Source organism: Paenarthrobacter sp. JL.01a, assembly GCF_025452095.1.
Classification (GTDB): Bacteria; Actinomycetota; Actinomycetes; order Actinomycetales; family Micrococcaceae; genus Arthrobacter.
Window position 1 is genome coordinate 2,955,111 of the sequence record NZ_CP104877.1, and the last position, 24,675, is coordinate 2,979,785.

18 protein-coding genes are annotated in these 24,675 nt (G+C 64.2%); 6 read left to right on the forward strand and 12 right to left on the reverse strand.

The features are described from left to right. Nucleotides 1-35: 35 nt before the first annotated feature. The gene (locus N5P29_RS13855) at nt 36-1,190 is read right to left on the reverse strand and encodes a YlbL family protein (RefSeq protein WP_262275464.1); all 1,155 of its coding nucleotides are present in this window, start codon (nt 1,188-1,190) and stop codon (nt 36-38) included. A gap of 212 nt (nt 1,191-1,402) precedes the next feature. Between N5P29_RS13855 and N5P29_RS13860 the strand changes: the two genes are divergently transcribed. Further along, complete coding sequence (locus N5P29_RS13860; protein WP_262275465.1) at nt 1,403-2,830, forward strand: zinc-dependent metalloprotease; 1,428 nt, start codon at nt 1,403-1,405, stop codon at nt 2,828-2,830. Between the two features lie 47 nt (nt 2,831-2,877). Here N5P29_RS13860 and N5P29_RS13865 read toward each other — a convergent pair whose 3' ends face one another. From N5P29_RS13865 to nudC, 3 genes are read right to left on the reverse strand one after another with little or no spacing between them, the layout of a single operon-like run. Continuing rightward, nucleotides 2,878-3,501, reverse strand: a complete 624-nt coding sequence (locus tag N5P29_RS13865) for a M48 metallopeptidase family protein (RefSeq protein ID WP_262275466.1) — start codon at nt 3,499-3,501, stop codon at nt 2,878-2,880. Beyond that, nucleotides 3,501-5,633 (reverse strand): ATP-dependent DNA helicase UvrD2, encoded by a 2,133-nt coding sequence (locus N5P29_RS13870; protein ID WP_262275467.1) that lies wholly within the window; start codon nt 5,631-5,633, stop codon nt 3,501-3,503. Before N5P29_RS13870 ends, N5P29_RS13865 begins: the two co-directional genes overlap by 1 nt. Then, nucleotides 5,630-6,616 carry an NAD(+) diphosphatase gene (nudC, locus tag N5P29_RS13875; protein ID WP_262275468.1) on the reverse strand — a complete coding sequence of 329 codons (987 nt, stop codon included), beginning with the start codon at nt 6,614-6,616 and terminating at the stop codon, nt 5,630-5,632. Before nudC ends, N5P29_RS13870 begins: the two co-directional genes overlap by 4 nt. 182 nt (nt 6,617-6,798) lie before the next feature. Here nudC and N5P29_RS13880 point away from each other — a divergent pair, with 182 nt between their 5' ends. Next, nucleotides 6,799-8,019, forward strand: a complete 1,221-nt coding sequence (locus N5P29_RS13880; RefSeq protein ID WP_262275469.1) for a macrolide 2'-phosphotransferase — start codon at nt 6,799-6,801, stop codon at nt 8,017-8,019. Nucleotides 8,020-8,048: 29 nt separating this feature from the next. On the opposite strand, the gene N5P29_RS13885 is transcribed toward N5P29_RS13880, so the two are convergent. Genes N5P29_RS13885 through N5P29_RS13895 form a run of 3 tightly spaced genes read right to left on the reverse strand, consistent with a single transcriptional unit; the run spans nt 8,049 to nt 15,306 of the window. Further along, nucleotides 8,049-11,567: an ATP-dependent helicase gene (locus tag N5P29_RS13885; protein WP_262275470.1), complete on the reverse strand. Its 3,519-nt coding sequence runs from the start codon at nt 11,565-11,567 to the stop codon at nt 8,049-8,051. Then, nucleotides 11,564-14,893, reverse strand: coding sequence for an ATP-dependent helicase (locus N5P29_RS13890; RefSeq protein ID WP_262275471.1), 3,330 nt, complete (start codon nt 14,891-14,893; stop codon nt 11,564-11,566). Before N5P29_RS13890 ends, N5P29_RS13885 begins: the two co-directional genes overlap by 4 nt. Continuing rightward, nucleotides 14,890-15,306, reverse strand: a complete 417-nt coding sequence (locus N5P29_RS13895; protein ID WP_262275472.1) for an MGMT family protein — start codon at nt 15,304-15,306, stop codon at nt 14,890-14,892. Before N5P29_RS13895 ends, N5P29_RS13890 begins: the two co-directional genes overlap by 4 nt. Nucleotides 15,307-15,372: 66 nt before the next feature. Between N5P29_RS13895 and N5P29_RS13900 the strand changes: the two genes are divergently transcribed. From N5P29_RS13900 to N5P29_RS13915, 4 genes are all read left to right on the forward strand, one after another. Next, nucleotides 15,373-16,083, forward strand: coding sequence for a 3'-5' exonuclease (locus N5P29_RS13900; RefSeq protein ID WP_262275473.1), 711 nt, complete (start codon nt 15,373-15,375; stop codon nt 16,081-16,083). A 315-nt stretch (nt 16,084-16,398) separates the two neighbouring features. Beyond that, nucleotides 16,399-17,349 (forward strand): ABC transporter substrate-binding protein, encoded by a 951-nt coding sequence (locus tag N5P29_RS13905; RefSeq protein ID WP_262275474.1) that lies wholly within the window; start codon nt 16,399-16,401, stop codon nt 17,347-17,349. Nucleotides 17,350-17,361: 12 nt separating this feature from the next. After that, nucleotides 17,362-18,126, forward strand: coding sequence for an amino acid ABC transporter permease (locus N5P29_RS13910; RefSeq protein WP_262275475.1), 765 nt, complete (start codon nt 17,362-17,364; stop codon nt 18,124-18,126). Further along, a complete protein-coding gene (locus N5P29_RS13915) occupies nt 18,123-18,860 on the forward strand; it encodes an amino acid ABC transporter ATP-binding protein (RefSeq protein WP_262275476.1) in 738 nt (245 codons plus the stop codon). The genes N5P29_RS13910 and N5P29_RS13915 overlap by 4 nt, the downstream gene beginning before the upstream one ends. Before the next feature lie 105 nt (nt 18,861-18,965). On the opposite strand, the gene N5P29_RS13920 is transcribed toward N5P29_RS13915, so the two are convergent. The 5 genes from N5P29_RS13920 to N5P29_RS13940 all read right to left on the reverse strand — a co-directional run bounded on the left by N5P29_RS13920 (nt 18,966) and on the right by N5P29_RS13940 (nt 24,638). Next, nucleotides 18,966-20,246, reverse strand: coding sequence for a glycoside hydrolase family 3 N-terminal domain-containing protein (locus N5P29_RS13920; protein WP_262275477.1), 1,281 nt, complete (start codon nt 20,244-20,246; stop codon nt 18,966-18,968). A gap of 120 nt (nt 20,247-20,366) precedes the next feature. Next, nucleotides 20,367-21,680, reverse strand: coding sequence for a glutamate-1-semialdehyde 2,1-aminomutase (hemL, locus tag N5P29_RS13925; RefSeq protein WP_262275478.1), 1,314 nt, complete (start codon nt 21,678-21,680; stop codon nt 20,367-20,369). A gap of 59 nt (nt 21,681-21,739) precedes the next feature. Next, nucleotides 21,740-22,816: an LLM class flavin-dependent oxidoreductase gene (locus N5P29_RS13930; protein ID WP_262275479.1), complete on the reverse strand. Its 1,077-nt coding sequence runs from the start codon at nt 22,814-22,816 to the stop codon at nt 21,740-21,742. Continuing rightward, the gene (gene hemB / locus N5P29_RS13935; protein WP_262275480.1) at nt 22,816-23,796 is read right to left on the reverse strand and encodes a porphobilinogen synthase; all 981 of its coding nucleotides are present in this window, start codon (nt 23,794-23,796) and stop codon (nt 22,816-22,818) included. The genes N5P29_RS13930 and hemB overlap by 1 nt, the downstream gene beginning before the upstream one ends. Next, entirely contained in the window at nt 23,793-24,638 is an 846-nt protein-coding gene (locus tag N5P29_RS13940; protein ID WP_410007924.1) for a uroporphyrinogen-III synthase, read from the reverse strand. The genes hemB and N5P29_RS13940 overlap by 4 nt, the downstream gene beginning before the upstream one ends. Nucleotides 24,639-24,675: the final 37 nt, after the last annotated feature.

Genomic DNA, 24,675 nt, shown 5'->3' on the forward strand with positions numbered 1-24,675 from the left:
CACGAGTGGCGGTGGAGCTAAGTTCCACCGCCAGTCTAGTTGTTTGTGCAGGTGGGAAGGCCAGACGTGTCCTGACCGGACCCCAGCCGCTCCACTGCGGCGGTGGCATCTGCCAACGTTTCAACTTTGACCACCTGGAGACCATCCGGAACATGGCCTGCAACATCTGAACAATTGGCGGCCGGGGCCAGGAACATCGTGGCCCCATGCTGCCGGGCACCAATCATCTTCTGGGCAATGCCGCCAATCGCTCCGACGGCACCGTCCGCGGTGATGGTGCCCGTGCCGGCGACGTGCTTGCCACCCGTGAGATCCCCCGGAGTCAGGTTGTCCACGATTCCCAGAGCGAACATCATGCCCGCGCTCGGTCCTCCCACGTTATCCAGGGAGATACTGACGTCGAAAGGAAAAGTGAAATCGCTCGACAACAACACGCCGAGAACGTAGCGGTCGGCCTGGTTCTTGGTGGGGGTGACAGTTTCCGTTACCAAGGCGCCGTTGCGTTCCACTACGACGGCGACCGGGGCGCCGGCGCCGGCGGCAAGTTCCGCCTGCACCACTGCCATGGAGGTGATGGCCTTGCCATTGATGGTCTTCAGGCGGTCGCCCTCCTTGATCTTGCCTGCCGACGGGGACGGGTCGGACAGGCCAGCGACATCGAGGCGCTGCTCAAACGGGATCTCCAGTTGCCGTAACGCTGCAGCCACCGCATTCTCCTGGGATGTCTGCATGTCGATTTCACCCTGTTGGACCGTCTGCTCGGCGGTGGTGCCCTTGGGGTAGATGAGTTCCTCGGGATAAACCGCCTTCGAGTTGTCCAGCCATGCACGGAAAACATCAAAAATCGTGGCGGGAGTCTTGGGGCCGCCAGTCATGACCACTGTGGTGAGGTCCAGGTTGCCTTTGGCGGGAAACGACTCATGGCCGGAGATGCTGATGACCGCCTTGTCGCCGTCCTTGCCCAAGGTATTGAAAGTGGGACCGGCGGATTCGATCACGTAAGGAACAGGCAACGCTGCCGCCCCGATGCCAAGTGCCAGTGCCAGCAAGCCCGAGATCACCATGATCATGTAGCGGCCATCGCGTGCAGGTGCCGGAGGCAGCTGGGAGGGATCGGCGTCGGGGGTCTGGCGCGGATCCTGGCTCCGGCGCGAGGTGAAGGAGCCCTCGGGGCTGGGCGAAGTAAGCATTGAGGCCTCTCTTTTTCCGGCATGGGCTGACCGGTTCTGTGGCTTGCTGCCTCCGCTGGCGGCGACAGCACATACCAAGCATCAACACTACGCGGTGCGGCGTTGCTGTACTGCTTTGCCTACAGCGAACGACGCCGCGTCCGGGCAGACAGCGTTCCGGCTGCGCGGTACGGTGAAAGAGATCACCAGCCAGTTCGACGATCGGCGGCACCATGACTTCCAACCCTAACAACCCGTCCAACGACGACGAGAACCCCAAGGATCCGCTGGCAGAAATGCTGCAGAACCTCATGGGTGGACAGGGCATGGGCAACATCGATCCCGCTGAACTGGCCAAGGCTGCCGGCCTGCCGAACGACCCCCAGCTGTTGCAGCAGATGTTCGCCCAGGTTCAGGCCATGATGAGCTCAACGTCCGAGGGCCCCGTCAACTGGCAGCTTGCCCACGAGAATGCGCGGCGGGTTGCGGCGGCCGGCAGCGACCCTTCAGTCAACGCCACGCAGGCCCGCGAAATCGACGAAGCCCTGAGGCTCGCAGAACTCTGGCTCGACCCCGTCACCGATCTCTCGGCAACCGGGCTGATCGGGCGTGCCTGGTCACGCGCTGAGTGGGTCGAAGCAACGCTGGGGACCTGGAAGCGCCTCACCGAACCGGTGGCCAACAGCATCGCCAACGCGTTGTCCAATGCCCTCACCCAGCAAATGCCCGAGGAAATGAAATCCATGATGGGTGGCGCCTCGTCGATGTTGCAGAACATGGGTGGAGCAATCTTCGGCATGCAGTTGGGTCAGGCCATTGGAGCCCTGTCCGCCGAGGTCGTCAGCTCCACTGACATTGGGGTGCCCCTGGCCGACCTCGAGATGGCGCTTTTGCCGGCCAACGTCGCCAAATTCGGCGAAGGACTCAGCCTTCCGGAGAACGACGTACGGCTGTTCCTGGCTGTCCGTGAAGCCGCGCATGCCCGCTTGTTCGTGCAGGTCCCGTGGTTGCGCGGCCATCTCCTGGGCGCCATCGAGGCTTACGCCCGCGGCATCCATATCGACATGTCCCGTATTGAGGACCTGGCCCGCGACCTCGATCCGAGCAACCCCGAAGGCATCCAGGCCGCATTGTCCCAGGGCGTCTTCACGCCGGAACGCACTCCGGTCCAGACGGCGGCACTGGAGAAACTTGAAACTGCCCTTGCCTTGGTGGAGGGCTGGGTTGACGAACTGACCGCTGAAGCCACCGCCAAGGTGTTGCCCTCGGCAACGGCCCTGCGCGAGACCGTTCGGCGCCGGCGGGCCACCGGAGGACCTGCGGAGCACGCCTTCTCCTCCTTGGTGGGATTGGAACTGCGCCCGCGCAGGCTCAGGGAGGCTGCCACCTTGTGGGCCACCCTCAAGGAAGAGCGCGGCATCGCCGGGCGCGATGCCATATGGCACCACCCGGACCTGCTCCCCACTGCCGAAGACCTGGACGACCCCAAGGGCTTCTCCGAACGTCGGCGTCTGGCCGAAGCAAGCGACAGCGAGGTTGACGACGCCCTTCAGAAACTGCTGAACGGCGGCTACGACGAGGCCGGCGAGGCTGAAGGTCCGGAATCTTCAACGGACAGCTCCGGCCCGGACGGGAACGATCCCCAGCCGCCCAACAAGTAACTACTGCCAGTAGCGCAACGGCCACCATGAACGGTGGCCGTTGCGCTTTAACCGGCGTGATCCGCGTCAGCGTCCAAGTCACCGTCGTCCGGCGCGCCGGAGAGTCCCCTTGAGGATGCGTAGGCCACGCCCTCAAGGAACGCCTTGGCCCGCTCGGTCTCGGGGTAGGCAGCAACCAGCGACCAAAATTGGGCGTTGTGCCCGGCTACCAGCAGGTGCGCGAGTTCATGCACCAGGACGTAATCGATCACCCATTGGGGCATGGGCTGGAGCTTGTCGGAAAGCCTGATGCTGCCGTCGGCGGGCGTCGCCGAGCCCCAGCGTGAGTTCTGGTTGCCAACCCAGCGGACTGAGGTGGGAACTGCCCGTCCACCGAGGTAGGTGCGGGAAAGATGCGCGGCATGTTCAGCAAGCACCTCATCGGTGGCCGGACGGCGCTTGCTCCTGCCTGATCCCTGCTCTGCCTGTTTCTTGAGTTTCGCGAGCATGCGGCGGACCCATTCGCGTTCCTGCGACGCAGTGAAGCTCGCGGGAATAGCCACCACCGCGTTACCGTCTTCCCAAAAAGCGGCGACAGTTCGACGTCGCCGGGAAGATCGGCGCACAACCACCGGAGCGCCGTCGTGCGTAACCTGGGGTACGCCGCTCTCCCCCGCCCGGGCGCCGGCCATCAGAGAACAGCGCTTTCTGCCAGGACCGCCAAAACAGCCTCCCCGTAGCGCTCAAGCTTGGACGGGCCAATACCGGCCAAGCCCGCCAATTCCTCAAGGGAGGTGGGCTTGGCTTCGGCGATCGCCGTCAGGGTCGCGTCAGTAAACACCACGTAGGCCGGGACGTCGGCTGACTTTGCTTCCTCTTTGCGCCACTGCCGCAGGGCGTCGAAGGTCTGTTCCTCGTAGGAGGGAGGGCACTGGTTGCAGCGGCCCACCTTCCGCTCGGCGCCGGTGACGAGCATGCTGCCGCACACCCTGCACGACGCCGGTGCTGCAGCTTTGCGTCGCGTCGGACCGGACGCGCTGCGCGCGTTTGCCGACGCCACGGAGTCGGGGCGAAGCCCGTCAAGGAACCGAGAGGGCTTACGGTTGGCTCTCCCGCCAGGCGTGCGAGCGGTGGACCAGGACAGGCTCAGATGTTCACGCGCCCGGGTAATGCCTACGTAGAGGAGCCGGCGTTCCTCGTCCACGTCTTCCGGTGAATCCGCAAAGGAGATCGGCATCAGGCCTTCGCTGAGGCCTACCAGGAACACCGCGTCCCATTCCAGGCCCTTTGCTGAGTGCAGGGAAGCAAGTGTGACTCCCTGGACCGTGGGGGCATGTTGGGCCACCGACCGTTCCTGGAGCTCGTTGACGAACTCCGCCAACGTGAAGGACTCACCGCGGCTGACGGACAGCTCATCGGCGAGGGCGACCAGTGCTGCCAACGATTCCCACCGCTCGCGCAGCGCTCCCCCGTTGTGCGGGGCAGCATCGGTGTAGCCCAAGGAGGCGACGATGTCCCGGACGATTTGTCCCAGGGGCTCCTGTGGTCCCTCCGCCACGGCCCGGGTGGCCGCGCGAAGTTGCAGGATGGCGTCACGGACTTCCTTGCGGGCGAAGAACCGCTCTCCGCCGCGGAGCTGGTAGCCGATGCCGGCTGAGGCCAGCGCCTGTTCATAGGCCTCGGACTGACCGTTGGTGCGGAAGAGGATCGCGATCTCGCTCGCCTGGACGCCGGCGTCTAGCAGCTCCTGGATACGGCCCGCCACAACAGCGGCCTCGGCTTCGTCATCAGGGCATTCCATGAACCGCGGCTCGGGACCGGAGGGACGTTGGGCCACAAGCTTGAGGGGCGGTGCCCACGCAGCATCGGCAACGGGTCCGCCGCTTCGCCTGGATCCCAGAAGGTGGTTGGCCAGCTTCACCACTTGTGGCGTGGACCGGTAATCGCGGACGAGTTTGACGACGTTGGCTGCAGGGTATTGGGCTTTGAAACCCAGCAGGTGCTGTGGAGAAGCACCAGTGAAAGAGTAGATGGTCTGGCTCGCATCCCCCACGACGCACAGTTCATCGCGGCCACCGAGCCACAGATGCAGGAGCCGTTGCTGAAGGGGCGAAACGTCCTGGTACTCGTCCACCACGAAGTGCCGGTACTGCTCACGAACAGTGGCCGCCACTTTCGGGTCTTCCTGGAGAATCCCCACGGTGATGAGCAAGACGTCCTCGAAGTCGATGACGTTGCGGTCTGTCTTGATGTCCTCATAGGCCTGGAACACCCTTGAAACAGCGGTAAGGTCGAATCCCCCGGGCGTCCCGCGACCCTGGGCGTTCTCAAGGTAATTGGCGGGCGTCAGCATGGACACCTTGGCCCACTCGATCTCCGCCGCCAAGTCCCTGATGGAGGCACGGTCCGTACTGAGGCGGAGCCTGCGTGACGCCTCAGCGATCATGTTGGCCTTGTGGTCCAACAGATTCGGAAGCGTACCGCCGATGGCCTGGGGCCAGAAAAACTGCAACTGGCGCAGGGCCGCGGCATGGAACGTACGCGCCTGCACGTTCGGTACCCCCAGATCACGGAGCCTGCTGCGCATCTCGGCAGCAGCCCGGGCGGTGAACGTCACGGCAAGCAAGCGCTGGGGGCTGTAGACCCCGGAATGGACCCCATAGGCGATGCGATGGGTGATGGCACGGGTCTTTCCAGTACCAGCGCCGGCCAAGACGCACATGGGACCCGTCAGGGTGCTGGCCACCTCGCGTTGCTCGTCATCCAGGCCGCCGAGGATGCGCTCCTCAAGCGAGCCCTCGTTGTTGAATAACCCCTCCGTCACGGCTGGAGGTCTTCGATGACGCCGCCGTACCAATGCTCGATCAAAGAACGGGCAATCGAAAGCCGGGTGGAAATAGTGATTTCGCCACTGAGCACGGCTTCCTGCAGCTCATCCCGGCTGAACCACCGCGCGCGGGTCACTTCCACGCCGTCGGGCCTGGCAACGGTGTCGTCCGTAGTGGCGGTGAATCCCAACATGAGCGAGGCAGGAAATGGCCACGACTGGGAGCCCAGGTACTGGCAGGCCGTGACGCGCACACCCACTTCTTCCCCGATTTCCCGGACCACCGCTTGTTCCAGTGACTCACCGGGCTCAACGAATCCGGCCAGGGTGGAGTAGTTCCTGGCATCAACCGGTCCCCCGCCACCCAAGAGCAGACGGCCATCCGGGCCAACGACGGTGACGATGATCGCGGGATCGGTCCGCGGGTAATGCTCCGAGTTGTCCCGGGGGCAGCGCCGGACCCAGCCGCCCGCTTCGACGTCGGTGGGACTCCCGCACTGCGGACAGTGCGTGTGGGTGGCATGCCAGTTGGAGATGGCGCTGGCTTCGATATACAACGCGGTGTCCATGGCGTCCAGGCTGGCAGCGACCTCCCGGAAACCGGCCCACTGGACATCGGAAGGGATCGTGGCTGTGCCAGCGGCAGGCGGTTCGGCGGTGGTGAACAGCAGGACTTGGGTGCCTTCCGGCAACGTCGAGGACGCCAGGGTGGTCCCCAGGTAGATGGCGGCAGCCCCGGCGTCGGACTGCTTCAGGGCCGCCCAAAGGGCGGTGGCGTCGCCGAACCAGAGACCTTCGGCAGTGACCAACGCCTTGCGCTGGGAAATCACCATGGCTTTGGCCGTGCCGGAGGCGATGGCGTCTTCCACCATGCCCGGCTTCATGCGGACAACCGAACCGCGATCCACCATGGCAGGGCGGACGGGAAGAACTGTGTCCATCAGGTGGTTGGCAAGCGCCGGCGACTCGGTATGACTCATGTATCTACCGTACTGACTCGCACCGACAAAAAACATTTGGAAGAATCCCCGCTTGTGGACAGCAGGACGCGGAGGCCGGGCACGGGCCCGTTTTGCTCTCTTCCACTGCGGATTTGCTGCAGATCTGGAGACTCGCCGCACTGCATCATGGCCACAGGCCGCACTCAATCTACCGTGGAGTGGTGAGAAGAACACCGCTCGAACTGGCCGCTATAGCAACTGCGGCGGTGCCTGGTTTGGCGCCGACGGCTACAGCCTATTCCCCCGACGACGACGCCGACTTCGATTCCGCGTCGCTGCTTGACGGGGAAGGTAAACGCTGGCGCGTCCGTTCGCCGCGCCATCCTGAAGCGAGCACGCGGCTGGAGACCGAGTTCATGGTGCTCCGCGCCTTCGCTCCAGCCATCCGTGCTGAATTGCCCTTCCATGTGCCCACGATCGCCGGCACCGTGCGGCAAGGCGCGCTCACGACCTTCGTGTATGCCCACCTTCAGGGATCCGTGCTGTCCATCGAGGAGCTTTCGGCCAGCAGCCCGGCGTTGGCCAAGGAAATCGGCGCAGCATTGGCAGCGATCCATGACCTGCCCCTGACCCTGGTCACCAATGCCGACCTTCCCAGCTACTCGGCCAACGAGTTCCGGCAGCGCAAGCTCAACGAACTGGACCAGGCCGCGACTACGGGCAAGATTCCTGCCACGCTGTTGCGTCGATGGGAACACGCTCTGGAGGACGTAGCCCTGTGGCGGTTCAATACCTCGGTGGTCCATGGCGATCTCCATGAGGACAACCTGATGGTCCAGGACGATTCCGTGACCGCTGTAACCGGCTGGACGGATCTGCGTATTGGTGATCCGGCCGACGATTTTGCTTGGCTCGTGGCATCCAACGAAACGTCCTTCGTGGAGTCAGTACTCGCCCATTACACCGAGGCCCGACGGGACACCCCGGACACCCATTTGCTTCGGCGCGCAGCACTGCTGGCAGAATTCGCGTTGGCCCAGTACTTGGTCAAGGCCATGGCAGCCGGACACCAGAGCATGACGGCGGAGGCCGAATCCATGCTTCAGGCCCTGGCCAATGACATCGAGGAGCAGGCGCGCCGCGACGAAGAAGCCGAAGCGGCAATGAAGGAGCGTGCAGAGCATCAGGCCGCAACCGCCGTCGAGAACCGGCCTGCGGTGAGCGTGGTACCAATTCCCGACGCCGGTCCCGCCGTTTCGGTGGCAGCGATACCTGCCGCTGAGCCTTCTGCGGAACCTTCGACGGACGCCGATGCTCCGGCGAAGCCGAAGGATTCGGCACCGACGGACCGCGATGAAGCCGCCGTTGAACACGACGATACGTCAACGGCGGCCATCAGTGTGGTCAACGTGACGCCTCTCCGCGCGGGCGAGCGCTCGTAGGCATCCGTCGCCCGTTAACGTCTAAGCCATCAGCCGTCCTTCAGGGCGGTGGCAACGATCCTCTCCAGGTCCTCGGCGGTGCCTAGATCGTGCGGGCGAACCACAGCATCCTCCGCTACGTAGTAGAACGCTGCACTGACGTCATCGAGGGGCACGTCCTTCAGCCGTGACCACGCCAACCGGTAAACGGCGAGCTGCACTGCCCGGATTGCCAATTGCCTGCCGGCGGGACGGCGCCCTGTCTTCCAGTCAATAAGCTGCCATCGGCCATCGGCGTCGCGGAACACCGCATCTATCCGGCCGCGGACCACGACATCGCCAATACGGGTCTCCACCGGCACTTCGACGAAAGCCGGGGCGCGCTGGGCCCACTCGGATTGCTTGAACGCGGCCACCATGTCGTCCAGGCCGTAGGCCTCGTCAATGTGGGAGTCCGAGCCAGGTGCTTCGTCAAGGTCCAGCATCCCGGTGGTACCGAAGTACTCCTCCACCCAAGCGTGGAACGCCGTACCCTTCCGCGCGGAGATCCCAGGTTCCCTCGGAACGGGCCTGCGGAGTTGGGACAGGACAGCGGCCGGGTTGTCTCCGAGATCAACGAAAAGCGATGCGGAGATATGGCTTGGCAAGTGGACGTCGTGGATGTTTTTCCGCAGCCGTTGCCGTTCCAGCAGCAGTTCGGCCTCTTGTGACCATCGCCCGGCTGTACCGTTCAGGGAGGAGGGCTCTTGGGAGGAAGACAGCGTTTGAAGCCCGGGATCTTCCATGTAGCTACGGACCATTGCTGCAGCCCTGTCCATCGCCTCGCGACGACCAGGTGCCAGCCTCAGACGCGTTCCGGTCCGGGGGTCCGAAGGCCCGTCAAGGGGGTCGTAGGGAAATTGGGCCACCTCCAGGACTGCCGTGAGAGGGCTGGTATCGGGTAGGGATTCCTCAGCCACGGATTCCGGGTGCACCACGGCGCCGGGCAGGCCAAGACCGTGTCCTTCGAGGTGCTGGCCAGCGTCCACAAGAGGCGCCAACTCCGACAGGAACGGAGACATCCCGGCCATACCCGAGCGGGAGCCATTCCAAGCCGCGCTCGAGGTCCACAGAACGAACTTGGCCCGGGTGTAGGCAACGTAGGCGAGCCGGCGTTCCTCCGCTTCACCGTGGTGCTGGACCTCTGATTTGAATTCCTTCTCCGCGTCCAGCCAGCCCTTCTGGTCAGGCTGGTCCAGATCCCATTGTGGGAGATCGGCGCGGTCTCCCCGCAGGGGCCACGGCAGTGCGGCGGCCCCGGTGCTCCATCGGGAATCCCTGTTGCTGGGGAAGGAGCCATCATTGAGTCCGGGCACGAAGACAACGTCCCATTCGAGGCCTTTGGACGCGTGCACGGTCAGCAATTGCACGGCCTCGCGGTTGGTTTCCGCCGGGGCGATGTCCAGGCCGCCTTCCTCCGATGCTGCCGCCTCAAGCCAGGACAGGAACGCAAGAAGATCAATCCGCTGGGAAGTTTGAAGGAATCCTGCAGCAGCGTCCTGGAAGGCATCCAGGTTGCGACGCGCCTGATGGATGCTGATCCCCGGCTTGGCAGCGACTTCAATGTCAAGCAGCATGGCCCGCTCCACCTCACCCAGCAGCGTAGTGAGGTCGTCTCCGATAAAGCTCCGGAGAGAACGCAGCTCTGCGGCCAAACTGTTCAGCCGCTGCAGTGCGGTGTGGCTGAGGCTCCGGCCGTGCCCGGACGTCCAGCCCGGCTTCGGCAGGTAGTCCAGGGCCTCAACCAAACTCGCGGCATCGGTGATGTCGCTTTCGACCACGACGGCTGACGGCTCTTCGTTGGCGTCGAGCGCTTCGCCCTGAGAGTCCGGAGCCGTCCGTCGGCGCGCCAGGAACCTCGACCAGTCGCTGAAGGCCATCAGGTCCGCCGGCCCGATCCGCCAGCGCGCGCCGGCGAGCAACCTCATCAGGGCATCGGAGCGTCCCGGATCGGCCAGCACCCGCAGGGTAGCCACGAGGTCCACCACCTCGGGTGTGTCCAGCAAACCACCGAGCCCGACGATCTCGTAAGCGATTCCCTGCAGTTCGAATTCCCGCCGGAGACACTCCATCTGAGCCCTTCGGCGGCATAGAACGGCCATGGTTGGCTTCACGGGAGTGCCGTCTTGTTCTTCCTCGAACACTGTCCGCTGGTATCGCCGGACATCCCGGACGATCGCTGCGGCTTCGCCCTCGTCCGTTCCGAAACGGCCAATCACCACACTGCCGTCCACAGCGGCCGGGCTGGGTACCAACGGCGGGACGGCGACGTTCCCCGGGTCCCCCTTCTCCCCCGGCGCCCCGTCGATCGCAGCTGCTTTGTTCAAGGGTGCCGCGATGGTGTTGGCAGCCTGGAGGATGTTTCGCCCGTTCCGCCACGCTGTGGTCAGGTACGAGGTAGGGGCCACCGAATAAGAGGCCAGACCCTGTCCGCCGTCTGCGTGGACAACCGGGAACTCCTGCACGAAATGGAAGAGTTGCCCGGCGGAGGCACCGCGGAATCCGTAAATGGATTGGTTCGGGTCGCCGACGGCGGTGACAGCGTGGCCTTGGCCGAAAAGCCTGGAAAACAGAACCAGCTGGGCATGGGAGGTGTCCTGGAACTCGTCCAGAAGCACAACCTTGTAGCGGGCGCGTTCGGTGGCAGCAGCCAAGGGAATGTCCCGCGCAATCCGGGCAGCCAAGGCAACAAGGTCCCCGAAGTCCAGGACACCGCGCTGGCGCTTGGCTTCCTGGTAGCGGACCACCATGTCCGCCACGCTGGCGCGCGTCCGAAGCATGGCGGCCAGATCTCCCACGGCCTGCGTGGGATTCTTCTTGGCGCCCGCCGCATAGGGAAGCTGTTCAAAGCCCTGGACGCGTTCAAGTACCCATTCACGGACCAACGCTGGGTCCTGGAGATGTTCGGCGCACTCCCCTGCCAGCTGGATGACGCCGTTGACCAGCGTGGACTTGGCCGCGGTGAAGTGCTCGTAATCGCCGTCGTAGGCCTCCACCACCTCGCTGGCCAACTGCCAGGACTGCGCGCCGCCCAGCAATACGACGTCGCGCTCGATCCCCAACCGCAGCCCGTAGTCGGACACGATTCCGCTGGCGTAGGAATGGTAGGTGGACACCCTGGGCTCCAGGTCATCGGCACCAAGCAGTCCCTCCGGGAATCCAATACTGCCGTCGTCCTCCGCGGCCACGCGCTGCAGCGTTGCAAGCTTGCTCCGGATGCGGCTGGCCAGCTCTCCTGCGGCCTTGCGCGTGAACGTTACGCCCAGCACTTCTTCCGGGCGAACCCAGCCGTTGGCCACAAGCCACACCACCCGGTCGGCCATCGTGGCAGTCTTGCCCGAACCAGCCCCCGCAATGACCAGGCGCGGCGTCAAAGGAGAAGCAATGATGTCGGACTGTTCGGCGGTAGGACGGTTTTTCTCGCCCAGGATGCCCGCCAGTTCCGAAGGACTGAAGCGGGGTTCCGGCAGATCCGCCGCAACGACCGACGAAGAAAGGCCTCCAAATCCGTCAAGAACTTCGGTACTCATTCGGTGACCTGCTTTCCTCGGGCGCACAGCGGGCAAATGTCCGGCAGCCGGCAACCATGCCCGCCGTGGCTTCCCTTGCCGGGGTCGTGCCTTGCTTCGAACGTTGCCCCGGCCATCAATACGGCAGCCTCATTGACGAGGCCTTCGGCCCAGTTGTCCTCCGGGTCCAAAGGATCCTGCTGCTGAACGGCAGGACTCTTGGTCTTGGTTCCGAGCTGGGCCAACACCGCACCGCCAGGGACAGGGGCTGCGACGGGCTCATCGCCTGCGTCTTGCCGAGCGGGCAAGGCATCCTGGAACGCCCCCTTCAAAACCGCGGCCTGGTAGGCCCCCAACTGGGGATGGTTGGCGACCTCCGCCTTGCCGGGTTGCCTCTTGCCGGTTTTGAGATCGACAATAACCAGTCTTCCCTCAGAGTCGATCTCCAAGCGGTCAACCTGTCCGCGCAGGACGGCATGGCGCCGGGGAGATTCGGAATCAGCATCTCCGGCGCCTGTTTCCAGGTGAACATCGGGAAGCTCGACGTCGAAGTCGTGCTCAACCGCCAACAGGCTCCTACCCTCGCTGCGCATGATGATGACATACTGGGCCAGCTTTCGGACCATCAACTCAGCCCGCTGGTAGTCCAGCTTCCCCTCCCAATTGTCTTTCATGCCCAACGTGGGCCAGCGGCGGACCAGCTCGGCCACGTACTCTGCACCCGAGGCTTCAGGCAGGTCCTGTGCGATGCTGTGGACCAACGTGCCCAGGCTTCGGGCGAAGTCTGTGGCGGCCTCACCCCCGGCGGCCTGGACAAACCAGTCCAGCGGGGATTTGTGCACGGCCTCGACCTTGGATGGTGAAACCGACACTGTACCTCCGGGCGGCACCACTGGCTCGGTGGAACTCAGGGGCGCCAGTCCCCACCACGTATCCGGGTTTGCCCCCGGCACCGGAGGCTCCGTACTGGCAAGCCTGGCCAGAATCCTCGCAGCCTCTTCGGTGGTTTGGAGATCCTGGCCCGAAGAATCATCCAACTGGACATGCTGACGGAGTTCAGCCACCAGGGCGCGCAGCGTCATGGGGCGGTCCACGGGGGTATAGCCGCGCTTGTACTCCCCCTGGTCCAAGGGAGCCACGTAGTCGAGGAACGCAGACGGTTGCTCATCCTCGGAGGAAACAGCAGTGCAGACCAGGACTTCGTGTGCGCGGGATACCGCAGTGGAGAAACTCCGGAGTTCGTCGTAGCGAATGTCCCGGAGCCTGCTGAGCGGCCCCCGGCCCAAGGCATACTCCACGCCGTGTTCCACCGCGTCCGCGTACACAGTGCTGCCCAGCAGTTCACCGCGCAGGCGGGTATTTGGCCAGACGCCTTCCTGCAGGCCAGCGACAATTACCACCGGCCATTCCCGTCCGGCAGCGCTGGCCGGCGTCATGATTTCCACGCAGTCCTCAAGCTGCGCGCGGGCTGCCAACGTGTCCATGGGCAGCTCCTGGTTCAACAGATAGTCCAGGAACTGCTCGGGACCGGAGCCAGGGAGCTGGTCCACGTACCGCTCTGCGGTGTGGAACAGCGCCATCATGGCATCAAGGTCCCGATCAGCGCGGGCCCCGCCGGCACCGCCTTCCAAAGCTGCTTCTGCCCATCGCGAGGACAAACCCGTTGCCTGCCACAACGCCCAGAGGACGGACTCGGCGTTGGCCCCGGGCTCCGCGGCCGCTGCGGTGCCGGCCGCAATCATGCGGGCAAGCCTGCGCGCCGCGCTCCCCTCTATTCCCAGTGAGGCCAATGCCCCGGGTTCCAGCAGCGCCTCGACCAGCAGTGAGTCACTGGACCGGCCGCCACCACCGAGCAGTTCCTCTCGCCGGAGCGACTGCCGGAGGCGTCGCAGCTCGATGGCGGTGGCCCCGCCGATGCGTGAGGTCAGGAGGGAGACAGCGGTCTCGGGAGTCAGCTTTGCCGGATCCAGCACGACGGCAAACGCCTCAAGGAGGGGACGCACGGCGACTTCGTCGCGAACCGCAGAGTCTGCCACGGGAACACGCACTGGTATGCCCTGCCCGCCGAGGTAACGCTGCAGCTGCGAGATCTGCCCGCCATTGCGGACGATCACCGCGATGTCGCTGAAACCACGGCCTTCCCGCAACTGGGCTTCAAGGATCCGCTGGGCGACATAGCGCATTTCATGGACGGCGGAGGGCAGCACATGGCCTTCCACCCGGCCGCGGGCCACCGGTGTCGGGCTGGAATCACCGCAGTGGGCAGGTTGTTCCATTTGCCGGGCCAGCTGTCCTCCCGAACGCTGGGAGATGCGTGCCGCCACCCGGGTCCAGGCCTCAGCGATTGCAGGAGCGTGGCGGTGCGTAACGGACAAGGGACGTTCCAGGACCACGCGCTCCGGACCACCCAGCAGGGACGGCAACTCCGCTACAAGATCCGGCCGTGCGCCACGGAAACCCTGGACGACCGTATCCGGCGAGTAGGTCACCACGGCGTCCTTGCCTTCAGCCACGTCGGCCAGGAGTTCGAAAACCGCCGGATTGGATTCCTGGGCGTCGTCCACCAGGAACAGTTGGATGCGTTTACGTTCTTCCGCCAGGAAAGCCGGTGACTCCTGGAATATCTGCCGCGCCGTGGTGATGATCCCGGCGGGGTCGAAAGCCTCCGGCATGCGCAGGTCAAGAACGTCCCTGTACTCGCTGTAGAGTTCGGCAGCAGCCATCCAGTCGGGCCTGCCGCATTCGTAGGCCAAGCCGACGAGGTCGTCGGCTGTGCGTCCGGATTCGATGATGCGGTCGAACAGCTGGCGGATCTCATGGCGGAAACCGCGCGTGGGAAGGGCTGCGGCAAGGTCCTCCGGCCATGGCAACTGGAAGCCCGGACGGGCGTGGCCCTCCAGGAGCTCCTTGATGATGAGGTCCTGCTCCGGTCCGGACAGCAGTTTCGGCGGCCGCGCGAGCGGCAGGACACCTTCGGCTTTGGCGCGCCGGATGATATCGAAAGCGTACGACGCCCAGGTGCGGGCCGGCGTCGTACTGAGGCTGCGGTCCAAGCGACCCGTAAAGGTGTCCCGCAAGGCCGCCGCGGCGTGGCGCCCCGGGGCAAGAATGAGTATTTGTTCAGGGTTCAGGCCATCGCGGACACGGCGGACAGCAGACTCCACGAGGACGGTGGATTTGCCGGTTCCCGGGCCTCCGGGAACGAGGATAGGTCCGCTCCCCTGGGGCAGCGAGACCACAGCGTCCTGGTCGGGCGAGAGGATCGGGGCCGCGTAATGGGTTTCGCGCGGCGGCAGCAGCCGAAGGGCTGCGGATGCTTGGCGTATTTTTGCAGGAGTCGCGGTCACACAGTCATTTCATCATCGGGCACCGACAATATATGGAGTTGACGCTCCAACTGGTCGGAGATCACATCAAGTCGGTCAAAATCGTCGTCCGTGGGGGCCCACCGGGCCAGGGCAAGGTCCACGCGCCAGCGGCCTTCGCCGGTCAGCATGAAGGCCTGGTACGCACCATGCAGCGCAGTGGCTTCTTCCAGATAGTGCCGCAGCGCGTCGGCCTCATGGCCAGCAGGTGCTTCACCGCTTGCGCGCAGGACGCGCCACCACGCAACGGCACTTCCGTAGTGACTCATGACGGCGCCAACCTGCCGGGGTCCGCCTGAACCGAGGAGCTCGGCGATGTCGCCGTAGGACACCGCTGAACCTGGCGGAACGAGGTCTACGACAGCCAGGACCGCCGTCACGTACTCCATCCGCATGTGTTCAGCCTAACGGCAGGAGTGTCGTACCCAATAGTGTCGGAGCCAGCCGGTAGCGTGAAAAGCATGAGCTCCTGGAACACCCTCTCCCGCGCCGCATTCGACCTTGAGACCACCGGGAAGAACTCCCGCTCCGCCCGGATCGTCACCGCTTCCATCACCGTGGTGGACGCCCGGGGGGAACTCATCGCGGAGCACGAATGGTTGGCGGATCCGGGCGTGGAGATCCCCGCCGAAGCCAGCGAAGTACACGGAGTCACCACGGAAAAGGCGAGGGCTGAAGGCCGGCCGGCGGCGGAAGTCACCGGCGAGGTCGCCGGGGTACTGCAGGAACTGTTCGACGCCGGAACTCCGGTTATCGCTTTCAACGCCAGTTACGATTTCACCGTCTTGGCCGCTGAATCCGCCCGCTATGGCATTCCGCAGCTGAGCCGCTTCCCCGTCCTGGATCCGTACGTCATGAACAAGCAGGTGGACCGGTACCGCAAGGGCAAGCGGACACTGACTGCCCTGTGCGAGGAGTACGGCGTCGATCTGACCAACGCACATACCTCTGCCGCGGATGCCCTTGCCACACTCCGGGTCCTCGATGCCATGGCAGGCAAGTTCCCCAAGCTCCAGATGCCCGCCTCCACGCTCCACCAGCTCCAAGTAGACTGGGCGGCGTCCCAGGCTGCCGATTTCCAGCAGTATTTGCGCCGCAGCAAGCCCACCGCCGTCATCGAAGGTGAATGGCCGGTACTTCCTCCCGTCGACGCGAGCCGCGGCGGCTTCTAGGTCTCATCTGGTAAGGAATTGCTGCGACGCAAGTCACAAGATTTTCGGGAACTCCGATTGTCCGCGCCTTCAGGCGGGGATTCCATCACAGACGCGACCGCCGGAACCCTGCACCCAATGAATGCCTTTCAGGGGAAGATACTTCGGAAAAATCGAGTGTGAGCAACCGTTTATTCGATTCACCGGGAGCCAATGGGCTGGTGACATAATTAAGTTTGGCGGGTTGAAGTCTGCTAGGACAGCCAACCGTTGTAGTGCTGCCGTTTCCCCGCCCACCGCGAAACGTCTCCGTGACCCGATGAAAGTGATTTCTTCATGAAATTCAAAGCCCCTAAGTGGCTGTCTGTTGCCCCTGTGGCCGCAGCCTTGGTGATTTCCCTGGCAGCCTGCGGCGGAGGAAGCTCCCAGCCCAGCGGAACACCCACTGACGCACTCGCCGGAAGCGACCAGAAGTCGCTGGACAGCTTCACCACCGCTGACGTCACTCCCCTGGACAAGATCGACAAGTCCAAGCTGGGCCTCATCACCGACGGCACAATCCGCGTCGGCACCCTGTCCGATGCCCCGCCGAACATCTTCATCGATCCTTCCGGCAAGTTCACCGGCTACGACAACGAGCTCCTGCGCGCCATCGGTGACAAGCTGGGCCTCAAGGTCGAGTTCGCTTCCACTGATTTCTCCGCGTTGCTGTCCCAGGTGGGCAACAAGCAGTTCGACGTCGGATCCTCCTCGATCTCCACCACCGACGCCCGTCGCAAGACGGTTGGCTTCACCAACGGCTACGACTTCGGCTACATGGCCGTAGTGACCAAGAGCGATTCCAAGATCACTGGCTTCGGCGACATCAAGGAAGGCCTCCGCATCGGCGTCGTCCAGGGTACGGTCCAGGATGACTACATGTCGAACACCCTCAAGATTGAGCCGGTACGTTTCCCCGATTACAACACCGTCTACGGCAACGTAAAGAACGGCCAGATCGACGCTTGGGTTGCCCCGTCCCAGCAGGCCGAAGGCCAGGTCAAGGAAGGCGACAACACCAAGATCGCCGAGAAGGTTGTCAACACCCAGAACTTCACCGCCTACGCCGTGAACAAGGACAACAAGCCGCTGATCGACGCCCTGAACTCCGGTCTGGACGCTGTCATCGCTGACGGCACGTGGGCCAAGCTCACCGCCGAGTGGTACAAGGACCGTCCGACGGCTGCCGAGCAGACTCCCCAGGGGTGGAAGCCGGGCAGCAAGGCCGTCCAGCTCCCGGCCAAGTAACCAAGGCGTTCCATGGATATCCTCAATCAATTAGCCGATACCTTCTTTGACTGGGAGGCGATGGGCCAAGTCATCCCCAAGATGTTCGCGGTCGGCCTGCCCAACACGATCGTCCTGGCTGTGGTCTCCGGCATCATTGGGACCGCCCTCGGCATGCTGCTTGCCCTGATGGGGATTTCCCGGAACGCGGCAGCACGGTGGGTAGCCCGAATCTACACGGACATTCTCCGCGGGCTCCCTCCCGTGCTGACCATCCTGGTGATCGGTTTCGGTTTCGGCCCGATCATTCGTGAACTCACGGGCTCCACGAGTCCGTACCCCATGGCCATCGCAGCGCTGTCCTTGATGTCCGGTGCATACATTGGCGAGATCTTCCGGTCCGGTATCCAGAGCGTGGACAAGGGCCAGCTCGAGGCCACCCGCGCGCTGGGGTTCAGCTATGCCTCGTCCATGCGGCTCGTAGTGGTGCCCCAGGGCATCCGCCGTGTGCTGCCGGCCTTGGTCAACCAGTTCATTGCATTGATCAAGGAATCATCCCTGGTCTTCATGCTCGGCCTGCTGGCGACTGAGCGCGAAATCTTCCAGATCGGCAAGGACGCAGCGGCCAACAGCGGCAACCTGTCACCGTACGTCGCAGCAGCCATCTTCTACCTGGCAATGACGATCCCGCTCACGCACTTCGTGAACTTCATTGACGCCCGCATGCGCGCCGGCCGCCCTGAGAAGAAGGAACCGGATGAAGCAGCAGCAGTGGTAGGAAAAGGAGCCCAGGCATGAGTGAATTCGCTTCAGGTTCGCTGACCGCCAAGAACATCCACTTGTCGTTTGGCAGCAACCATGTGTTGCGCGGCATCGACCTGCACGTCGAAAAGGGCACCACGGCATCGGTCATCGGTCCCTCGGGCTCGGGCAAGTCGACCCTTCTGCGCGTGATGAACCGGCTCATCGAACCGGACCAGGGCGACATCCTGCTCGACGGCAAGTCCGTCCTGAAGGACAACCCTGACGAACTCCGCCGCCGCATCGGCATGGTGTTCCAGCAGTTCAACCTGTTCCCACACAAGACCGTGGCCGACAACATTTCTTTGGCGTTGCGCAAGCTCCGCGGCATGTCCAAGGATCAAGCCCGCGAAGAGGCCTTGGCGCAGCTCGACCTGGTGGGCCTGAAGCACAAGGCCGATTCGCGTCCGGCAAACCTCTCCGGAGGGCAGCAGCAACGTGTCGCCATCGCCCGGGCGCTGGCCATGAAGCCCGAGGTCATGTTCTTCGATGAAGCAACCTCGGCCCTGGACCCTGAACTGGTCAAGGGCGTTCTCGCCCTCATGACCGATCTTGCCCAGGGCGGCATGACCATGGTGGTGGTAACCCACGAAATGGGCTTCTCCCGCAACGTCTCAGACGTCGTGACCTTCATGGACGCAGGCGTGGTGGTTGAATCCGGTCCCCCGGAGCAGCTGTTCACCAACCCGCAGACGGAACGCCTTCAGGGCTTCCTCTCGGACGTTCTCTAGGCAGTACCGGGCCTCATGCGGACGCGGTCCAAGGCTGCAAAGAAGCCCCGCCCTTCCAGGACGGCCATGTGAATGGCCACCGTGGGAGGCGGGGCTTTCTCGCGTCTACTGTCCGTTCTTGACCCGCAGCACCGTGAGGGCCGCGGCATCGACCTTGGCACGGAAGACCGGATCTGCCAAGGCCTTCTTCACCACTGCCTGGTGCATCGCGGGAATACTGGTGGCATCAGCGCAGACCAGCATGGTTCCCCCGGCAGTGAAGAAGTTCACTGCACGGTCGGCATCGGACCACGCCTCCAATTGTGCGGCGCTGCAGACGTCATCGGAGAGGATAATGCCGGTGAATCCGGCATCTCCCCTCAGCATGGTGTCCATGATCGCGGGGGAAAAGGGGGCAATGTTGGCCGGATCGATTTTGTCGTAGTAGGCATTGGAGACCATGACCCACTGAGCCCCCGACGTGATGGCCGCTTTGAAGGGCTCCAGTGCGGGATCCGTCCGGGTGGTGGCGGTATCGCGCACGTGACTGGTGACATCGGTGTTGGGCACCACGCGCCCCAACCCGGGGAAGTGCTTGACCACCGGGGCCACGCCGGCATCCTTCATCCCTGCGGCGAAGGCATTCCCAAGTTCCGAGACCGTATCGGGTGCAAAGCCGTACTCACGTTGGAAGTGGCCGATGGGGCCGTTGGAAGGCGCAAACTGCGGACTGGTCACAGTATCAAGCACCGGCGCAAGGTTGACGTTTACGCCGACGCTGCGGAGTTCCTTGCCCCAAACGGCGGCGTCCGAACGGAGTTTGGCAGCTCCGGATGATGCCTGGACCAGCGCGGCGGGGATCGTGGAGAACCCAGGTCCGGAGAGAACCTGGACAAGTCCTCCTTCCTGGTCTGTGGCGACGAACAGCGGCACACCACCGGTTGTGGCAGGCGAAACCGTCCCGGTCAACGACGAAACAACCGTGGCAGTAGTAGTCGTTCCCGCCTTGCTTCGGCCGCTGAGATACACATTTCCGATGTGGTACTTCTTCAGCGCCTCCATGGTGGCCGGCTCGGCGCCGGTCGCTTTTGCCGCCACCATGAACAGCTGCCCAACGCGCTGCTCAAGACTCAGGGCGGCGAGCTGTTGCCCGGCCGCGGACGCATTGGAGGAGGCGGGTGCAGGTGCAGGTACCGAAGGTGTCGAAGGCGCGGTAGCGGAAGGAGGGGTGCTCGCAGGCGCGGCGGACGCAGTGGGCTGCGACGGCGACGCTGCCGGCGATGTTCCTTCCGCAGAGGACGGGCCGCCGGATGCCGTCCCGGCAGAACACCCTGACGCCATGGCGATCAAGGCTCCAGCGGCGGCGATGCTCACGCTGAGGGATGCAATGGTGTTGGACTTGCGCATGGTAAACCGTGTGTTCGTTGGGGGTTGGGTTTCCACCTACGAGCCTACCCTGGTCAAAGACAACAATGCCCAGGACAGCGACACCGGGCAGTGTCGCCGTCCTGGGCAGAAGACAATACGCTAGGCCGAAGCCGCGGCCTTGGCGGCAGCCGGGAGGGCCTCGATGATGCGGTTCATGGCAGCGTCGTCGTGGGCTGCGGACAGGAACCAGGCCTCGAAGACAGACGGCGGAAGGTAGACACCGGAATCCAGCATGGAGTGGAAGAACGGTGCGTAGCGGAAGCTTTCCTGGCCCTGGGCGTCGTCGTAATTGTGGACGCCGTTGGCGGATGTCCCGAAGGCAACCGAGAACAGGTTCCCTGCCCGCTGGATGGAGTGGTCCACGCCTTCGGCATCAAGGGCGGAGGACAGGGCTGCGGAGAGCTCCAGCGAACGGGCATCCACGTAGGCGTAAACGTCGGGCGTTGCGTGGCTCAGCGTCGCGACGCCGGCAGCCATGGCCACCGGGTTCCCGGACAGCGTACCTGCCTGGTAGACGGGACCAACAGGAGCAAGGTAGTCCATGACGTCGGCGCGGCCGCCAAGTGCCGCCGTCGGCATTCCGCCGCCGATGACTTTGCCGAAGGTGAGCAGGTCCGGAGCCCAGCCTTCCTGGCGGCCAGTCAGGCCCCAGTAGCCCGCATAGCCGGTGCGGAATCCGGTCAGGACCTCGTCGAGGATCAGGAGGGCACCGTGTTCCTTGGTGATGCGGGACAGTCCGGCGTTGAAGCCCTCCCCCGGGGTGACGACGCCCATGTTGGCAGGGGCTGCTTCGGTGATGACGGCAGCGATGTTCTTGCCGTGGGCAGCGAAGGCGGCCTCAACGGCGTCGAGGTCGTTGTAGGGCAGCACCAAAGTCTCGGCCGCGGTAGCTTCCGTAACCCCTGCCGATCCGGGCAACGCCAAGGTGGCGACGCCGGAGCCTGCAGCGGCAAGCAATCCGTCCAGGTGGCCGTGGTAGCAGCCGGCGAATTTGATAATCAGGTTCCGGCCGGTGTATCCGCGGGCCAAGCGCACAGCCGTCATGGTCGCTTCAGTACCGGTGGAGACCATCCGCAGGCGTTCGACGGCGGAGACGCGTTCCTTGACGATCTCCGCAAGGTTTGCTTCATCAGGGGTGGAGGCGCCGAAGGAAAGGCCCCGGTCAACGGCTGCGTGCACGGCATCGAGCACGGCCGGGTGCGCGTGGCCGAGGAGCGCCGGCCCCCATGAACACACAAGGTCCACGTATTCCTGGCCGTCAGCGTCGGTGAGGTAGGCGCCCTTGGCGGAGACCATGAATTTCGGGTTTCCGCCCACGGAACCGAAGGCGCGCACCGGCGAGTTCACGCCGCCGGGCATCAGGGACCGTGCGCGGTCGAAAAGCTGATCGGACACAGGGGTGTTTGACGTCATGGTACCTATTCTTTCAGTGTTTCCAGGGCGGGCCTGCCGCCTGGCAGTAGCGAGGGGCGTCAGGCCGAAGCCAGCAGTTTGGCAACCCGCGGAGCCACCTCGGTGCCGTAAAGCTCGATGCAACGCATCATGGATTGGTGGGGCAACGTGCCGTTGCTGTACTTGAGGTCAAAGCGGTCCACTCCAAGGTTCCGCTTCAGCAGCGCGATCTTCTGCGCAACGGTCTCGGGCGAACCTACGTAGAGGGCACCTTCAGGACCGCACATGGCATCGAATTCGCCGCGGTTGCCCGGTCCCCAGCCACGCTCGGCACCGATCCTGTTGCGTTGTTCAAGCCAGTGCGGGAAAAGTTCCTCGCGGGCAGCTTCGTCGGTGTCGGCGATGAATCCGGGAGAGTGCGTTGCAATCGGGCGCATCGGGTGACCGTACTTGGCCATCGCTTCGCGGTATAGGTTGACCAAGGGGGCAAAGCGCCGTGGCTCTCCCCCGATGATCGCGAAGATGATGGGATAGCCGTATTCAGCGCAGCGCAGCACCGATTCCGGTGTTCCGCCCACTCCGATCCAGGCCGGAAGCAGATGGTGCTGGAGTTTCGGATATACCTGCAGGCCGCTGACGTTCGGCCGTGTGCGTCCCTCCCAATGCACCGGCATTTGCGCCCGCACCTTGTCAAAGAGTTCCAGCTTCTCTTCAAAGAGGACCTCGTAGTCCGCCAGGTCCAGGCCGAACAGCGGGAAGGACTCGATGAACGATCCCCGCCCGAGCATCACTTCAGCCCGGCCATTGGAGATCGCGTCAACGGTGGCGAACCGCTGGAACACACGGATTGGATCATCGGAACTCAAGACAGTCACAGCCGAGCCAAGCCGGATCCGCGAGGTCACGGCTGCCGCCGCCGCCAGGAAGACCTCGGGCGCGGAAACCGCAAAGTCGCGGCGGTGGTGCTCTCCTACGCCAAACGCATGGATTCCGACGGCGTCGGCCAGCTTCGCTTCCTCCAGCAGCTCACGCAGGACTTGCGCGTGCTCCTTGGGGTTCCCCTCGGCGTCGAGCCCGGCATCACCGAAGGTGTTCAGCCCGAGGAGGATCTGGTCGGCGGGAACGGGTGCCGTGGGATCGGAGGGAACGGATGTCATCAGGACTCCTTCAGCCAGCCTGCCAGTTCGGAGGCCCAATAGGTCAGGACGGTATCGGCTCCGGCACGCTTGATCCCGAGCACCGATTCGGTGATGGCACCGCGCCGGTCGATCCAACCATTGGCGGCAGCTGCTTCGATCATGGCGTACTCACCCGAGATTTGGTAGGCCGAGACCGGGACAGGGCTCATGGCAGCTACATCGGCCAGGATGTCGAGGTAGCTCATGGCCGGCTTGACCATCACCATGTCCGCACCTTCTTCGAGGTCGAGTTCAACCTCGAGGATGGCTTCGCGGCGGTTGGCGGCATCCATCTGGTAGGTGCGCCGGTCACCCTTGAGCTGCGAATCGACAGCCTCGCGGAACGGGCCGTAGAACGCTGAAGCGTACTTGGCGGCGTACGCCAGGACTGCGGTGTTCTTGTGGCCGGATTCCTCCAGGGCCTGGCGGATGACGGCAATCTGCCCGTCCATCATGCCCGATGGCCCCAGCACATGGGCACCCGCATCGGCCTGCGCCACAGCCATTTGGGCGTAGATCTCCAAAGTTGCGTCGTTGTCGACGTAGCCCTCGGCGTCCAGCACTCCGCAGTGCCCGTGATCGGTGAACTCGTCGAGGCAAACGTCGCCCATGATGACAAGGTCGTCCCCAACTTCGGCTTTGACGTCCCGGATGGCTTTGTTCAGGACGCCGTCCGGGTCAAGGGACGCAGTGCCCCGGGCATCGCGGACCGCAGGCACACCGAACAGCATGATGCCGCCCACGCCAAGCCCGACGGCTTCGGCGGCTGCCCGCTTCAAAGAGTCGGTGGTGTGCTGGACGACGCCGGGCATGGAACTGATGGGACTTGGCTCCGTGAGGCCCTCACGGATGAAGGCCGGGAGGATCAGGTCGGCGGGAGCCAACCTGTTCTCAGCAGTGAGCCTGCGCATGGCGGGAGTGGTGCGCAAGCGGCGGGGACGATGGTTCGGAAAGCTCATTGCGGATTCCCTTCGTTGGCGAAAACAGATTCCAGGGCGGCCACAATGCCGTCCGGTGTTGGTTCTTTGGCGGTCGCTGCCACGGTGATGCCGAGCCGGGAAGCTTCAGCCGCCGTCGGACGTCCGATCGCGATGAAGCGGCTCCCGCCCAGCGTCGGGAAGATGGCCGCCAGCCGCCGTGCGGCACTGGGTGAGGCGGCCACCACGGCGTCCATGGTCCCGGCGTCGAACGCCTTCCGGGCCTCGGCGGGGTCAAGGACCGATGGAGTCCCGTCCCCGGAATTGACGACGGCGGCAGGCAACCGGGCGCCGAGGCGCATTTCCTCACGGGCCGGGTAATCGACAGTGTGATAGGCAACGACTGCGGTCACGTCGGCACCCTTTGTAGACAAACCGTCCCTCAGGCCGGGTGCTGCGATATCGGCCTGCGGCAGGAACACCCGCGAAGGTGCTTGCTCCCAGACCTCCACCAAGCCTTCAGCGGACTGGGCGCCGGATGGAACCAAGTCAACGCTGAAGCCAAGGGATTCCAGGACATGGCGCGAGGATGCTCCAATGGTGGCCACTTTGGTTCCGGCGGACAGCAGGTCGGGCAGGGGGACGCCGCGTTCGGCGGCTTTCTCCACCAGGACCCTTACGGTGGTGATGCTGCTGATGACCAGCCAGTCAAAGTCCCCTGCGAAGAGCCTGTCCAGTCCTGCATCAAGGGCGGGCTGGTCCTGCGCCCTTTCGAAATCGATCAAGGGCAGGACCAGAGGCTCGGCCCCCAAACCGCTGAGGAGGCTTGCCAGCGGACGGGCCCGGTCGGCGCTCCTGGTGATCAGGATCCGCCGACCGGCCAAGCGTGTCCTGGCTTGCCCGGACCTGGCGTGCCGGGCA

Bases quoted from the DNA above. Each gene is read 5' to 3' on its own strand.
- N5P29_RS13855 (WP_262275464.1), bottom strand. From the start codon at position 1,190: ATGCTTACTTCGCCCAGCCCCGAGGGCTCCTTCACCTCGCGCCGGAGC.
- N5P29_RS13860 (WP_262275465.1), top strand. From the start codon at position 1,403: ATGACTTCCAACCCTAACAACCCGTCCAACGACGACGAGAACCCCAAG.
- N5P29_RS13865 (WP_262275466.1), bottom strand. From the start codon at position 3,501: ATGGCCGGCGCCCGGGCGGGGGAGAGCGGCGTACCCCAGGTTACGCAC.
- nudC (WP_262275468.1), bottom strand. From the start codon at position 6,616: ATGAGTCATACCGAGTCGCCGGCGCTTGCCAACCACCTGATGGACACA.
- N5P29_RS13885 (WP_262275470.1), bottom strand. From the start codon at position 11,567: ATGAGTACCGAAGTTCTTGACGGATTTGGAGGCCTTTCTTCGTCGGTC.
- N5P29_RS13895 (WP_262275472.1), bottom strand. From the start codon at position 15,306: ATGCGGATGGAGTACGTGACGGCGGTCCTGGCTGTCGTAGACCTCGTT.
- N5P29_RS13900 (WP_262275473.1), top strand. From the start codon at position 15,373: ATGAGCTCCTGGAACACCCTCTCCCGCGCCGCATTCGACCTTGAGACC.
- N5P29_RS13905 (WP_262275474.1), top strand. From the start codon at position 16,399: ATGAAATTCAAAGCCCCTAAGTGGCTGTCTGTTGCCCCTGTGGCCGCA.
- N5P29_RS13910 (WP_262275475.1), top strand. From the start codon at position 17,362: ATGGATATCCTCAATCAATTAGCCGATACCTTCTTTGACTGGGAGGCG.
- N5P29_RS13915 (WP_262275476.1), top strand. From the start codon at position 18,123: ATGAGTGAATTCGCTTCAGGTTCGCTGACCGCCAAGAACATCCACTTG.
- N5P29_RS13920 (WP_262275477.1), bottom strand. From the start codon at position 20,246: ATGCGCAAGTCCAACACCATTGCATCCCTCAGCGTGAGCATCGCCGCC.
- hemL (WP_262275478.1), bottom strand. From the start codon at position 21,680: ATGACGTCAAACACCCCTGTGTCCGATCAGCTTTTCGACCGCGCACGG.
- N5P29_RS13930 (WP_262275479.1), bottom strand. From the start codon at position 22,816: ATGACATCCGTTCCCTCCGATCCCACGGCACCCGTTCCCGCCGACCAG.
- hemB (WP_262275480.1), bottom strand. From the start codon at position 23,796: ATGAGCTTTCCGAACCATCGTCCCCGCCGCTTGCGCACCACTCCCGCC.